This is a genomic window from Streptomyces flavovariabilis (genome assembly GCF_000725785.1).
GTDB classification, from domain to species: domain Bacteria; phylum Actinomycetota; class Actinomycetes; order Streptomycetales; family Streptomycetaceae; genus Streptomyces; species Streptomyces hawaiiensis.
Genome location: NZ_JNXD01000040.1, coordinates 1 through 13,687, shown reverse-complemented (window position 1 = coordinate 13,687; position 13,687 = coordinate 1). Strand labels below are relative to the sequence as shown.

Here is a 13,687-nt window from a genome sequence, read left to right as displayed (position 1 = left end):
GCGTGTCACCAACGATCCGGAACAGAATATCGTCTAGAGGCTCTCGTTTGGATCACCGTGCGGACCACAGAAAGATGCCTGCGATGTGGAGTCCGGCCAGGTAGATCGTGGCTGTCTTCTCGTAGCGGGTGGCGATGCCGCGCCACTGCTTGAGGCGGTTGATGCACCGCTCGACGGTGTTGCGGTGCTTGTAGGTCTCGCGGTCGAAAGCGGGCGGCCTGCCGCCTTGGCTGCCGCGTCGAAGGCGGTGTGCCTGCTGATCGGCCGGGACGGGGATGACCGCGCGGATTCCGCGTCTGCGCAGGTGCTTGCGGATGGCACGCGAGGAGTACGCCCTGTCGGCCAGGACGACGTCCGGGGTGGTGCGAGGCCGGCCACGCTGCCGTGGCACTCGCAGGCGGGCCATGACCTGCTCGAAGGCGGGTGCGTCACCGGCCTGTCCAGCGGTCAGGACGAACGCCAGGGGGCGGCAGCGGCCGTCGGCCACCAGGTGGATCTTCGTGGTCAGTCCGCCGCAGGACCGGCCGATGGCGTGATTGTCCGGCTCGCCGGCCGGGGCCCCTTTTTGCTGGCCCCGGCCGCGTGCTGGTGAGCGCGCACGATGGTGGAGTCCACCGAGACAGCCCAGTTGAGATCCTTGTCAGCGTCGGCCCGGGCCATCAGCGCGGTGAACACCCGCTCCCAGGTGCCGTCGACAGCCCACATCCGCAGCCGGTTGTAGACGCCTCGCCAGTTGCCGTATTTCCCCGGCAGGTGGACCCACTGGGTTCCGGTCTGAAACTTGAAGGCGATCGCGTCGATCACCTCACGGTGGTCACGCCATCGGCCACCCCGCCTCGGCATCCGGTCCGGGAGCAACGGCTCGATCCGGGCCCACTGCGCATCAGTCAACGGCACACCCAGACCAACGACCAGATGATCCAAACGAAACGGCCTAGCCCCGTCCAACGGCCCGGTCGCCGCGCACGTCACCGCACCCGCGCTGACCTTCCCCGACTGGGGCACCCAGCGGTCGTCGTGGCGCGACCACGACGTGACCGTCACCGGCGACACCGAACTCGCCACCCGTCTCCTCGATGTCGTCAACGTCATCTGACCGCGTCGTCCGGGTTGACTCGGTCATGGAGACTCCATCGGCTCGTCGTGTTCGCCTTCACCTCGGTAAGACCGTCGATGGCCGACTGGTTCACACGGATCGTCAGAAATCCACGCTTTGTCTCAAGCGCAGCGTGACGGCGCTGGCGTATGCGGCGCACAAGCCCACCGAGCCGCTCGACACTCAAGGGGCGACGGTCAGCGCAGCCGTCGCACGTAGGCGTCCGCTTTCGGGCTGCGCGGGCCCGGGGCGAGGTTGTCGGCCGTGGAGGAGAAGGCCACCGTCCGGGCCCGGGCGTCGAGCGGCCGGTCCCCGGTGCCGGCCTGGACCGGCGTGCCGGCGGCGTCCGTGATCGCCACCCTGGTGCGGCCGTGACGCAGGTCGCGCAGGTACCAGGTGCCCGGGTCCGACGTGCCCGCGAACGCCCGGAAGAGCAGGTACCGGCCGTCGCGGCTCAGCGCCCCGTCGGCGGTGGACAGGGCGGGGTCGGGCGCCTCGACGATGCGCAGGGCGTCGCTGCGCAGGTCGCGGACGAAGACGTTGGAACCGTCGCCGTTGGTGTCCTCGGGGCCGAGGTCGGTGGACGTCGAGGTGAAGGAGGCGTAGCGGCCGTTGCCGCTGATGCCCGCCTGGGACACCCTGCCGTTGCCACGGGCGCCGTCGGGCCTGGTGTGCAGCGACCGGTGGGTCCCGGTGAGCGGGTCAGCCACCTTTGCGTCGGAGGCCGGATTGCCGTAGGGCCAGTAGCTGCTGTTCGTGTACACCATGACGCTGCCGTCGTCGCTGAGCAGCGGCCTGGTGGCCCGGTGCAGGGCGTACGGATGCTTAGTCAGCTTCCCGGTGCGCATGTCGCGTACGGCGACCGACGCGCCCGGTCGGGGGACCATCTCGCTCACGGCGAACGCGACATACCGGCCGTCGGCGCTGACGGACGCGTGCAGCGCCCGCGTCAGGTCATTGCCGAGGTCGTTGCCGACGTACTTCACTTCCCCGGTCCGCAGGTCGCGCCAGTAGACCGACTGCTTGTCGTGGACTTCACCCGGAACCAGGTCGGTCGAGGCCGACACGAAGACAACGTACCGTCCGTTCGTGCTGATGGCTCCCTCGGTGCCGCCGAGCCCGGACTGGCCTCCAGCGACGTCGGTGCTGACACGCTGGGTGCGGCCGGTCCTCAGGTCCCGCAGGAAGACGTCCGGGGCACCGTTCGTGTCGCCGGGGACCAAGTTGGAGGCCGACGACGTGAAGACCGCGTAGCGGCCGTCGGCGCTGAGTGACGGGGCGTCCGACGCGCCGTCGGCACCTTGGCTGAGGCGGACGGTGTGCCGGGCGCCCGGCTGCTTCCCGTGGTGCTCGCGGGGCGGGTCGTTCGGTGCCGCCTGTGCCCCCGTGGGCGCCAACAGCACCGCCGCGCACACGCAGGCGGTGACGGCCACGGCTGGGACTCCGAGTCTGCTTCGCATGGATGCGTTCCCCCTTGACTCGTGCAGACGTGGACGCCGCCCGGGCTCGGTGTGCCCCGCACCAGGCGTCGGCGGCGGCCGTGGTCGTCGACCGGGCGCTCACCGGACGTCGCGCCGGCAGGCGGCGAGACCCGATCTAATTCCAACTGCCGCCCCTGAGCAATCCGATGAATGCTGTACAACCAGGCGGCGAGATCAGCGGTCCGTACGCGCAACGCCCCGGTGTGCGGCAGCTGGTACGAGATGGGCTCGAGATCGCTGGCCTGAACTCGCCGACGGCCCGAAGCACCCCGCGCTCCCGGCACAGGCCGGCCCACGGCAGCTGCAGAAGCCGCCCGAGCCCGACGCCCAGGCCGCCGCCACGCCCGCGGACTTCCTCACCGACGCATGGCGCACCACGGCGACCACAGCCAAGCCCGATCCGGCCCGGGCTCCGGCAGCCGACACGACTTCGTCGCCGACGCCTGGCTGCAGGCTCTCGGTGTTGTGTCGGTGGTGCTGGACTGGGGATGTGGTGCATCAGCGCTGTTCAGCGGGGGTTGTCGCGGAGGATGCCGGGGAGGCGTTCGTGGGCGGGCAGGCGGGTGGCGTTGCAGGGCAGACAGAGCAGGCCGCGTACGCAGCGGCCGCAGGAGCGGCCGGACGGGCAGCAGCGATGGTCGTGGTCGTGCCAGAAGCTGGGAGCGTCGGGGGAGGGCTCGACCGAGGGGCCTGCCTGGCACAGGGCGCAGACGTGTGAAAGCCGATAAGGACGACGCCGATGTCGCCTCTCAGGACGCCCCCGATGCGGAAGCCGACCGGGACCAGGGCGCACCCGGTGCAGAACCGCCGCCCTCGTCCTGTCCACCGCCGCGCTCTTCCTCCTGGCCCCCGATCGGGCCGGGGCCGACGGCGAGGGGCCTCCGACGGTGACGCCCGTCGGCGAGACCCCCGCCCTCTACGACGACGGGGCGGGCGGCAACTCCGACGCGGACGATCCGGCGATCTGGCGCAACACGGCCGACCCCGGCCGAAGCCTCGTCATCGCGACCGCCAAGGAGGGCGGTCTACGTGTATACGACCTGCGCGCCCTGGTGCAGTCGCTTCCGGCGCCTCGTTCGCCCGCCCACGACGACGCCCCGGGCCGGTACAACAACGTCGACCTGGTCACCGGTCTGCGCACCGCCGCCGGCCGGGTCGACGTGGCTGTGGTCAGCGACCGCGGCAACGACCGGCTGCGGATCTACCGCATCGACCCGTCGAAGCACGGCGGTCCGCTGACCGACATCACCGCCCCGGCCGTCGACCCGGTCTCTCCTTGCGTCGGCGGGTCCACCGGAAGCATGATTGATTTGGTCATGCAGCTCAGTATCCAGAACTTTTCCGCCGGCATAATGGCGTCCGCCCCCTGACCTGGGTGGAGTTAGCTCCACCGTGGTCCCGGGGGAAGACCGCAGCCAGGACCGCCGACCGGCATCCGCGTGGCGGATCGCAAGCCGGCTCGTCCAACCGCCGCGCCGGAACCCGTGATCGGGCCCCGGAGTCGGCCGGGGAGTCACCCGGTCAGGTGGGTGACCACCGAGCGCATCGCATGGCGCAGGGCCGGGAGCGTGTCCTCTGGTGCGTCGAGGGTTTCGAACCCGTGGTGGCCGTTGGGGACATCGACCAGTTCGAGTCGCGCCGCGCAGTCGTCGGCCGCGGTCACGAACGCCTCGACGGTCGCGGCGATCTCGGGGTGCTCTCGCCCGGCACGGAGGAGGACGACGGGCAAGGGTCCCGCCTGATCGACCGCCCTGGCGGGGTGGAAGCGGCCGCCGGCCATCCCCCAGGCCGGAAGGGGAGCCAGGACGGGGTAGGAGGCGGCCAGGCAGCGCAGCCAGGCAGGGGGCTCTGCCAACCAGTCCGTGATGAGGAGACCACTGCCGGAGAAGAACCACAGGGCGATCCGGTCGGCGTCCACCCGGTTGTCCGCCCGCACCAGTTCCACCCCGGCGGCGATGTCAGCGGCGGCGCGCTCGTAGTCCGCGATGTCGTGGAGGCCGTGGTCGAGAGTCGCGCCGACCACGCCCTCGACGGCGGCCAAGCGGGCGTAGCCCACCAGGGTCGGCCACTCACGCGGGAGCGGCCGCGCACCGGCGGGCACCGGACCGCCGTGCACGAAAACCACGGCCGGTCGCGGGCCCTCACCGTCGGGAACGTACAGATCGACATGACCTCGGCGGTCGCGAGGCAGTTCGGGGACGTCCAACGGGAACGGCCGCAGGTGGGCAGGCGCCGGGGCGTCGTCGCCGGCCGGCCGCAGGTGGTGTCCCTCACCGGCCGCGGCCCGCAGCAGGACGTCTGCCAGTTCGGCGGGGCAGGACAGCATCGGCCAGTGCCCGGTGGGAAGCTCGAAGAAGGTGACCTGAGGTTCGGTCAGGACGGCCAGCGCGGGGTCGCCGAAGTCGACGAGCCTCTGCACTTGGTCGATACCGGCGCCGTTCCGGGCGCACAGCACGCCGGTCACGGGAACCGCGGCCACCGCTCCGGTCAGCCGCAGCGGCTGAAGCAGCGTGTCCAGCGGCTGGGGCGCTGCCAGGGCGGTCAGCCGCTCCAGCGCCGCCTCGCCGACGCCGGCGGTACTGCCCCAGCGCTCCCACTCGTCATGGGCCGGTGGCGCCAGCACGCCCTCGCGCTCGCCTGCCTCGGCGCGTTCGGCCAGCTGCGCGCGCAGCACCTGGTCCGGTACGGCGGCCAGCGCCGGGACACCGTTCTGCGGCATCCCGCAGTCCAGGTACACGACGCGTGCGATCCGCTCCGCCCGCCGATCAGCGGCGCCGAGCACCGGGTGGATCCCGTAGTCGTGACCGACGAGCACGATCTCCCGCCCGGACGTCACGTCCACCGCGTCGATCGCCGCGAGCACGTCCTCGATGTGCGTCTCCAGACCGACGTGCGCCGGCGTGGCGGGCCGGGCCGGGTCGATACCCGTCAGCGGGACCGCGTGCACCGCGCCACCCGCCGCGGCCAGCCGCGCGGCCGTCTCCTGCCAGACATGGGCCCCGGTGAACACACCCGCCACCATGATGAACACCTGCACAAAGCCCTCCCCGGACTCGTCACATGACGCCACGCCGGTCGCGTACGCCATCGTCCGCGGGCCACGGCGTCTGCCCGGCCCGCGCACCGGTACCGTAGGAACTCCCCCTAAGGGAGGTTCAACTGTCCACTTCGCCCCAGCCGTTGTGGAGCATCGGGGAACTCGCCGAGCGCGCCGGTGCCACCGTGAAGACCGTCCGTTTCTACTCCGACCAAGGCCTGCTCCCCGAAGCAGCCCGCAGCAGTGGCGGACACCGCCGCTACGGCCCCCAGGCACTGGAGCGTCTGCAGCTGATCCGCTCCCTGCGCGCCCTCGACCTCTCCCTGCCAGAAGTACGCCGCATCATCGAGGACGAAGACGCAGCCGGCCCCGCACTGGAGAACGCCGTCGACAGCCGCCTGCGTGAGCTCGGCCATGAGCTGAAAGCCCTGCGCTGGCGGGAAGCGGCACTCCAACTGGTGCGGGACTGCCCGCCGGCCCAGCGCGCCGGCCGGCTGAGGCTGCTCACCGCACTGGGCACGCCGCCGAGCACCGCACCACTGGCCAGGTTCTGGCGCACCTGGCTGCCACCACGGATGCCGCGCCCGGCCACTGCGGCATTCCTGGAGGCGGCCGTTCCCCAGCCGCCCGACGAACCGCACCCGTCCCAGGTACTCGCCTTCGCCCGGCTGCACGCGATGACGACGGCTCCCTGCCCGAACGGTCGGCAGCCCCAACCGGAGGTGCACCGAGTGGCAGGGGCCGGGGGCGCCACCCTGCTGTACGCGGGCCTCATCGAGGCATTCGAACTCGCTGCTCCACATCTGCGCCGGGCACACGAGCCGTGTCCGGGCGAGGCGCTGGATGCCTACGTCGCGGCGTACGCGAGCGCCTACCGCAGCCGCGACACCCACGATTTCCGTCGCTTGCTGGCCGCGCGCCTGACGTCCGAGCCGCGCCTGGACCGGTACTGGGAACTCGCCGCCATCGTCCTGACTCCGCCGGGCGGCCGCCCACAGCCGACGCCGGGCTCAGCGGACGACTGGCTGCGCGCGGCACTGCGGTTGGACAACGACGAAGCAGCGTGAGTCACGTCCCCTGAACGCTTGGCGGATGGTCTGGGACCGGTCGCCGCCCGAGCTGCGGCCGCATCCCCCGGGACACGGCGAGCTTGGGGCTGTACGACCTCGTGGGCTACGCCCGATGGGTTCTCGCCCCGGGCACCGCACACGCGGCGGTCCCTCCCGGTAGTCGTCCGCGGTTGTCGGCCACGAGTCGGTAGAGGCCGTGGGCGGCCCAGCGCACGGGCGGCAGGGTGAGGACCGCTCCAACGACGGCCCATACGCCGCCCCCGCTCAGCAGGATCTTCGCCACGGCCTGCGCACCGCCGTACACCCGCCCGGTGGGTGTCACCCACAGGGCCTCGTGGCGGGCCCGCTCCGCAGTCACGCCGAGCGATGCGAGACCCGCGTGCTGCCATGCCACGGCCTCGCACCGGGGCCGCACCAGACGCTGGACGAGGCCCACCGACGTGGTGCAGAACCCGCAGTCCCCGTCGAAGATCAGTACTGGTCGCATCCGCACCCCTCCAGCGTGCCGCATCCGCCGCGGGTCCGGCCCCTGCGGAGCGCCGGCCGGCAGGCGCGGAGAGGGCCGGCGCGGCGCCCAGCAGGGGCTCGTGGCTAGGGGCCGGCGTGGCTGGTGGCCGCGGCCACCAGCCACCCGGTCTCCCTCGTGGTGAGGCCCGTCAGCGGCGGCTCGCTACAGGGGTCACAGCTGAATGTTGCGGAAGCGGACCTTGTTGCCGTGGTCCTGGAGATCTGCTCGACGGCTTCGGTGCAGGCGTCGGAACTCCTCGCCTTCCAGGTCGTCGCGGGCCATACTCTCCATGAGCGCCAGGGCGCCCTCGATCTTCTCGTCGCTCAGCTCGACCGGCGGCTGCAGCTGCTCCTCCGGCGACCTGATTTCGTCGTGCCAGCGCATGGCGTGCAGCACGATCGCGTCGTCTCGCACTCGCAGCAGACCGAGCCGCTCACGCCCGGACCACGCGTACTTCGCGACGGCCACCTTCGCCGAGCGGCTCAGATCGTAACAGTCAGTGTTCGTCTTCGGGACGATCCAGGTCTGGGGGCGAGGGCGGTCGGGGACCGCCCTCGCGTCTGCGGCCCAGACAGCCCCTGGTGGTGTCAGGCTCTGCGGGATCGCCTCCCGCTACCTTCTCTTGGTGCTTGTGCACTCAGGCGCCGTTCGCCGCCAGGTCCATCACCTTGGTCTCCAGCAGAGCGGCGTCCTCGTCGCTGATCACGATGCCGAAGATGTCGTCCAGCAGCTTGCGCACCTCTTCGGCGCGTACCGTCTGGGTCTCGGGTGGGACACTGCCGTCCGCCAACTGTGTGGTCCAGGTCAGCCCGTCGAGGATATGCAGCCGGTCGGGGAGGATCCGCTGGATGAATGGACGGGTGACGAACGGGGAGCGGCTGCTGGAGTCGACGAAGTGGTTCCCTACGGCGAAGTCGATCGGGTACTGCGGGTTGAGGGTCGTCGCGTGCCGGCTCAGCCACCTGTCGGGGCTGTCACCGCTCCGCTGGTACACGGCCCATCCGTCGGCGCCGGGGGTGAGGAGACCGTCGTGTGGCACAGCGAAGAGCTCGACCTCGACCCTTATCGGGCACACATCGGGTACGACAGCGACTGCACACCGACCCTGGGCACCCTCCGCACCTTGCAGCGGGCGCACGTCCTCTCCATAGGCTGGGAGAACCTCGACGCGGTCCTGCACGGCCACGTGGCGCTGGACTTGGCAACCATCTTCGCCGCCGCCCTGGAGGCCCTGGGCTACCGCTTCACCGCCGTCTCCGGCCGGATACGGATGGGCTCCGACAAGATCCTTCCGGCGACGCACGCCATGCTCGTCGTCGAGCTGGAGGGGCGTCGCTGGCCCGCGCGTACTCGTACCGCCTCCGGGGCGGATCTCTGTCGGTCGCTGATGGCCGCCCATACGCCAACACGCGGCCCCACGGCCGCATTCCTCTGGCCTCCCCGCGGAACTCGACTCGCGAGGCCGTCTGCACGCCCGGCACAGGCCCGTCGACGCCCCGGGCAGGCTTCCGGTTCCCACCCGGGGCGCAGCACCGCGCCAGGGCGCAGCACAGCCCCTTTTCCGGGGTGGGTGGGCCGGGGCACGGCACCGGTCGCCGCCTGCCACGCGGCAGGGGCACCGGGCGTCCGCTGCGCTCCCGCCCTCGCTGCGCGGCCCTTGCGGCGCTACGCGCCTTGAGTCGTCGGCCTCATCGGTGCCCTCAAGGCACAGAAGGAAGCAGTACGAGTGAAGAAGCCTCTTCTGTCGTACGCGCCGAAATCGCAGCAGGCGATCGGCATGCGGGCCCTGGCCCGGGAGGTGTCGTGAGCAAGGCCGACAAGCTGGGCGCCGGCCGCTTCCGTGGGGGAGTACGTCTCGTCAGCGCACGCCGGCGGCCGTGGCTGCCGTGACCGGGGCCCCCACCGACTGTGTCGCAGCGCCCACGGAACTGCCCCCTCACTGGATCAACCTCAACCCTGACGACCCCCGCTCCAGCCTCGGAGACCTCACCGACTTTGCAGGCAGCCTGCTGACCCACGGGCAGAAGCAGGCGATCACGGTCATGAACCGCGACGCCTACATCAAGGCAAACCCGGAGCGGGAAGCCGACCTCGAACCGGACACTACCCACGTCGACGGCAGCAGCCGACTCGCAGCCGCACGCGACGCCGACGTGTCCATCCTCAAGGTGATGGTCAGCGACGACCTGGGCGCCGACTCGGAGGAACTCCTCGAATCCGCCCTCGTCGCCAACACCCACCGCCAGGACCTCGAGAAGCTGGACGAAGCCCGTGCTCTGCAACGACTCCTGGCCATCCACGGCAGCCAGACCGCCCTGGCGCAGAGGCTTCACCGCTCCCAGGGCTGGGTGTCACAACGCCTCGCCCTGCTCAGCCTCACCCCCGAACTACAGGCACACGTCGGTAAGGACCCCATCGACCTGTTGCGTGCCGTGGGCAGCATGCCCCCTGAGCAACAGGAGGCAGCCCTCGAAGCGCTCAAGCAGGAACGAGCGCGCAAAGAGACAGAGAAGCAGGGAACGCAAACGCAAGAGGCAGACCAAGACTGACACTCCCGCCGCCCAGAACGCCGGGAAGGCCAACGGCTATTACGACGTAATAGAGGGCGGCGGCACGGACGAACCGTCCTCCACCACCCCAGGACCCCAGACCACTGACGCACGCAAGCAGGCCGTACCAGAGCCACGATCAGACCACTGGGGAGCAGGCCTCGACAGCAGCCCTGAAGGCACCGAAGACGGAGAGCAGCGCGTCCGTAAGGTGCCCTTCGGCCAGCCAGGCGAGCTCGCGATGCTCATTGACCACAAGGTCGAATCCGACGACACCTTCTTCGGCCTACACCGAGCCGCGAGACCGCCCGGACAGGTCCTGGGCCCGAGGCGGTATGTCGCTGACACGCCGGAGTTCGCCGTGGCGTCGGCCAGCCGCTTGGAGACGGTTCTCCCACATCCACTACGCCAAGAGGTCAGCCCGTCGTCCGGCATCCGGTTGGAGGATCCAGGGTGGGCAGCGGCGGAGGCGTGTCGGCGGCATGGCGTGCTCGCGTTGTCGGTGCGCAGACCGGGGCCATGCCCTAAGGCTGCCCGCAGTGCTCTGGACATGCATCATCCCACGGTCGGCAGGAGGCTGGTTATGTCGGTACGGTCACGCGGCCCGAGGAGATCATCATGGACACCGCCACCCTGGAAGACATGCGGACCACGCTGCGGGGGCCGGTGGTCGGCCCGCAGGACGCGGGATACGACCAGGCGCGCAAGATCTACAACGCGATGATCGACAAACGGCCCGCCGCCCTCGTGCCCTGCGCGGACGCCGCCGACGTGATGGCCGCGGTCGCCTACGTCCGCGACCACGGCCTGGAACTCGCCGTGCGAGGCGGTGGGCACAGCGGTCCCGGCCTGTGCTTGGCGGACGACGGCGTGACGGTCGACCTCTCGCCGATGCGCTGGGTGCGGGTCGACCCGGAGGCCCGCACCGCCGAGGTCGGCGGCGGCAGCCATCTCGGCGACCTCGACCACGCCACGCAGGCCTTCGGACTCGCCACCCCCACGGGCATCATCTCCATGACGGGCGTCGGGGGCCTGACCCTCGGCGGCGGCCACGGCTACCTCACCCGCAAGTACGGGCTGACCGTGGACAACCTGATCGCCGCCGACGTGGTGCTGGCCGACGGCGGTTTCGTCACCGCGAGCGAGACCGAGCACCCGGACCTGTTCTGGGCACTGCGGGGCGGCGGCGGCAACTTCGGCATCGCGACCTCCCTCACCTACCGCCTGCACCCGGTGGGCACGGTCGGGGCCGGGGTGACCGTCTGGCCCATCGACAGCACGCAGGAAGTGCTGGCGTGGTACCGCGAGTTCCTCCCGCAGGCGCCCGAGGACGTCTACGGGTTCTTCGCCGTCCTCGTCGTCCCGCCCGGCCCGCCCTTCCCGGAGGAGCTCCACGGGCAGAAGGTGTGCGGCATCGTATGGTGCTGCACGGATGACCCGGACGGGGTCGCCGAGACCCTCTCGGTGGTGAACGACGCGGCCCGGCCGGCCTTCCACTTCACGACGCCGATGCCCTACGACGCGTTGCAGGGCATGTTCGACGAGCTGATCCCGGCCGGCTACCAGTGGTACTGGCGTGGCGACTTCTTCGACCACATCCCCGACGCCGCCCTGGACGTGCACCTCGAATACGGCCGGAACAACCCCACGCCGCTGTCGCTGATGCACCTCTACCCGGTCGACGGCGCCGCCCACCGGGTCGGCCCGGACGACACCGCGTGGAGCTACCGGGACGCTCTGTGGTCCGGTGTCTTCGCCGGCGTAGACCCCGACCCGGCCAACGCCGAGACGATCAAGCAGTGGTGCGTGGGCTACCAGGAGGATTTGCACCCGTTCTCGATGGGCGGCTCGTACGTGAACTTCATGGGCTCGGGCGAGGGCCAGGAGCGGGTCCGGGCGACGTACCGCGACCACTACGACAGGCTCGCCCGCATCAAGTGGACCTACGACCCGGACAACCTCTTCCACGGCAATCAGAACATCGAACCGGCACGAGGATGACGGACACCGCACGCGTCTTTGGGAGGCCCGGCATGGGACGGATGGTCGACGCCGACGGCGTGGAACTCTGGGTGGAGCAGCGTGGCGAGGGTCCCGACGTCCTGCTCGTCGCGGGGCTCGGGGACCCCGCCGAGGCGTGGCAGCCACAGCTCGACGGGCTCGCGGACCGCTACCGGCTCACCGCGTTCGACAACCGCGGCGCGGGCCGCAGTCCGCTGCCCGACGGCCCGCTCTCGGTGGCGGGGATGGCCGACGATGCCGCGGCGCTGCTGCGCGCGCTCCAGGTTCCGACGGCTCACATCACGGGCTTCTCGGGCGGCAGTTTCATCGCCCAGGAACTCGCCCTGCGCCACCCCGGCCTGGTCCGCAGCCTCGTCCTCATGAGCACGATGGCCCGCCCGGATCCCTATTTCCGCACCATGACGCGCTTCTGGAACTGGATGGTCGAACGCGCCCCGGACGAACGGGCCATGCTCGATGCCTTCTTCCTGTGGGTCTACACCCCCCGCGCCCACGCCGACGGCATGGTCGACCGCTTCATCGACGAGGCCCTGGCCTTCGAGCATCCGCAGTCCGCCGAGGCCTTCCAGCGCCAGCTCGCGGCGTTCGCCGGTCACGACACCCTCGACCGCCTCGGCGGCATCAGCGTCCCGACCCTCGTGCTCGCCGGTGAACTCGACCTCGCCACACCACCGCGCCTCGGCCGCACGGTCGCGGAGAGCATCCCGGGCGCCGTGTTCGAGGTGCTGCCCGGGGAGGCGCATCAGCCGTTCCAGGAGGTGCCGGAGGTGTTCAACGCGCGGGTCGGAGCCTTCTGGAGGGAGGTGGAAGCGCTGGCCGGCGGGAGGGCCACCCGGCATCGCTGAACATCCTGGGCGGGCCGTTCACCGGCCGGTGCCCGCCGGAGGGAGGCGGCGGGCACCGTGCGGTTCCGATGGGTCAGGCCGCGGCGAGCAAGGCGACAGCCACCACGTCTCTGAGCGTCCGTCATGAGGACAGCCTCTCAGCCGCGAGGGCGCGGAAACTCAAGGTCAACAGTCGTTCGGATCCTGCGAGGCTTGCCATACTTCCCACGTGGAGGTGCAGGCCGCGGAGGCGGCGCGGCGTTGGCTGGCTGAGCAGGGCGTCAGCCAGGTACGCGATGGGTGGGTGAGCGACGCGAAGCCGGAGGTGTTGCTCACTGCCAACCAAGTGGCGCATTCCTGGGCCGGTGATGTGTTTGCGGAAGACCTGGATACCGCCGACCAGCTGCGGTTGGCCTTCGGGCTGCTGGATTTGCTTGATGATTACTGGGTCACGTGCGAGATCCGGTTCGCGAACGAGGGCGCGGAGGGCCCCCTGCCGGCCGACGTGCTGTGGGACGGCTACCGCCGGCGGTTGGAGGCGGACCGCGACGTTGAGGCCGTCACCTACTCGCTGTGGGTGGACTGGTTCGAGGACCACACCACTTCCGTGGTGGCGTTCGCCGAGGTCCTCGGCAACGATATCGACCGAGTGGTCGCCGAGCGGTCGGAAGCCCTGCTTCGCCGCGCCCGACGTGTTCTGGTGTGCTCAGGACCGGTGCGCTGGACAGTGAAGGAGCCGACGTACCACGCCGCCGTGCGGCTTCAAGCCCTGCACTCAGCCGTCTTCCACGGCCTCCGGGCGAGTTTCCACGATGTCTACGGCGACCTGGAACCGGCTGCCGCACTCGCCCTTCTCGACCGGCTGGATCTCCCCACGAACACCCAGCACCTTGCCGAACTGCGCCACGTACTTGCCACAGGGCACAAGAACCACTACCGCAGCCCTGGCGCCTGGGACGATGCGGTCCGCTCCTGCTCCTGAGCGATACACATCCCGGGCACTAGGTGTATTGATCACGAGCGTTGTTAACGCGGGGTCGGGCTTGATCATGGCGAAGGCCCCCGTGTGTGGTGGAGGTGTCGAATCTTCACCGCACGGA

Annotated in this window: 12 protein-coding genes and 3 pseudogenes; 8 read left to right on the top strand and 7 right to left on the bottom strand. The window is 70.6% G+C overall.

The window, feature by feature from the left end:
- Nucleotides 1–52: 52 nt before the first annotated feature.
- The 3 genes and pseudogenes from IO24_RS43935 to IO24_RS47770 form a co-directional block, all read right to left on the bottom strand.
- Nucleotides 53–843, bottom strand: a pseudogene (locus IO24_RS43935) (IS5 family transposase).
- A 450-nt stretch (nucleotides 844–1,293) separates the two neighbouring features.
- Nucleotides 1,294–2,556, bottom strand: coding sequence for a TolB family protein (locus IO24_RS0138560; RefSeq protein WP_078899571.1), 1,263 nt, complete (start codon nucleotides 2,554–2,556; stop codon nucleotides 1,294–1,296).
- A 529-nt stretch (nucleotides 2,557–3,085) separates the two neighbouring features.
- Complete coding sequence (locus tag IO24_RS47770) at nucleotides 3,086–3,370, bottom strand: endonuclease domain-containing protein (protein ID WP_420823252.1); 285 nt, start codon at nucleotides 3,368–3,370, stop codon at nucleotides 3,086–3,088.
- Nucleotides 3,371–3,395: 25 nt separating this feature from the next.
- Between IO24_RS47770 and IO24_RS41485 the strand changes: the two are divergent.
- A pseudogene (locus IO24_RS41485) lies at nucleotides 3,396–3,848 on the top strand (phytase); the annotation flags it as partial.
- Nucleotides 3,849–4,090: 242 nt separating this feature from the next.
- Here IO24_RS41485 and IO24_RS0138550 read toward each other — a convergent pair.
- The gene (locus IO24_RS0138550) at nucleotides 4,091–5,614 is read right to left on the bottom strand and encodes an alpha/beta hydrolase (RefSeq protein ID WP_031144302.1); all 1,524 of its coding nucleotides are present in this window, start codon (nucleotides 5,612–5,614) and stop codon (nucleotides 4,091–4,093) included.
- A gap of 122 nt (nucleotides 5,615–5,736) precedes the next feature.
- Here IO24_RS0138550 and IO24_RS0138545 point away from each other — a divergent pair, with 122 nt between their 5' ends.
- Complete coding sequence (locus IO24_RS0138545; RefSeq protein ID WP_031144300.1) at nucleotides 5,737–6,681, top strand: helix-turn-helix domain-containing protein; 945 nt, start codon at nucleotides 5,737–5,739, stop codon at nucleotides 6,679–6,681.
- 106 nt (nucleotides 6,682–6,787) lie between these two features.
- Here IO24_RS0138545 and IO24_RS0138540 read toward each other — a convergent pair whose 3' ends face one another.
- From IO24_RS0138540 to IO24_RS0138530, 3 genes are all read right to left on the bottom strand, one after another.
- Nucleotides 6,788–7,177 carry a thiol-disulfide oxidoreductase DCC family protein gene (locus IO24_RS0138540; RefSeq protein WP_031144298.1) on the bottom strand — a complete coding sequence of 130 codons (390 nt, stop codon included), beginning with the start codon at nucleotides 7,175–7,177 and terminating at the stop codon, nucleotides 6,788–6,790.
- A gap of 186 nt (nucleotides 7,178–7,363) precedes the next feature.
- Entirely contained in the window at nucleotides 7,364–7,660 is a 297-nt protein-coding gene (locus IO24_RS0138535) for a Ku protein (RefSeq protein WP_031144296.1), read from the bottom strand.
- Between the two features lie 169 nt (nucleotides 7,661–7,829).
- Nucleotides 7,830–8,231 carry an arylamine N-acetyltransferase gene (locus IO24_RS0138530; RefSeq protein ID WP_157851338.1) on the bottom strand — a complete coding sequence of 134 codons (402 nt, stop codon included), beginning with the start codon at nucleotides 8,229–8,231 and terminating at the stop codon, nucleotides 7,830–7,832.
- Between IO24_RS0138530 and IO24_RS47765 the strand changes: the two genes are divergently transcribed.
- The 6 genes and pseudogenes from IO24_RS47765 (at nucleotide 8,223) to IO24_RS0138505 (ending at nucleotide 13,569) form a co-directional block, all read left to right on the top strand.
- The gene (locus tag IO24_RS47765; RefSeq protein WP_051906018.1) at nucleotides 8,223–8,870 is read left to right on the top strand and encodes an arylamine N-acetyltransferase; all 648 of its coding nucleotides are present in this window, start codon (nucleotides 8,223–8,225) and stop codon (nucleotides 8,868–8,870) included. The two genes, IO24_RS0138530 and IO24_RS47765, sit on opposite strands and share 9 nt — an antisense overlap.
- Nucleotides 8,871–8,999, top strand: a pseudogene (locus IO24_RS44895) (ParA family protein); the annotation flags it as partial.
- 70 nt (nucleotides 9,000–9,069) lie between these two features.
- Nucleotides 9,070–9,741: a ParB/RepB/Spo0J family partition protein gene (locus IO24_RS42340; RefSeq protein ID WP_234335386.1), complete on the top strand. Its 672-nt coding sequence runs from the start codon at nucleotides 9,070–9,072 to the stop codon at nucleotides 9,739–9,741.
- A 618-nt stretch (nucleotides 9,742–10,359) separates the two neighbouring features.
- Nucleotides 10,360–11,742 (top strand): FAD-binding oxidoreductase, encoded by a 1,383-nt coding sequence (locus IO24_RS0138515; protein ID WP_031144292.1) that lies wholly within the window; start codon nucleotides 10,360–10,362, stop codon nucleotides 11,740–11,742.
- Nucleotides 11,743–11,774: 32 nt separating this feature from the next.
- Entirely contained in the window at nucleotides 11,775–12,608 is an 834-nt protein-coding gene (locus IO24_RS0138510) for an alpha/beta fold hydrolase (protein WP_031144290.1), read from the top strand.
- A gap of 208 nt (nucleotides 12,609–12,816) precedes the next feature.
- Nucleotides 12,817–13,569 (top strand): hypothetical protein, encoded by a 753-nt coding sequence (locus IO24_RS0138505; RefSeq protein ID WP_031144288.1) that lies wholly within the window; start codon nucleotides 12,817–12,819, stop codon nucleotides 13,567–13,569.
- Nucleotides 13,570–13,687 lie beyond the last annotated feature (118 nt).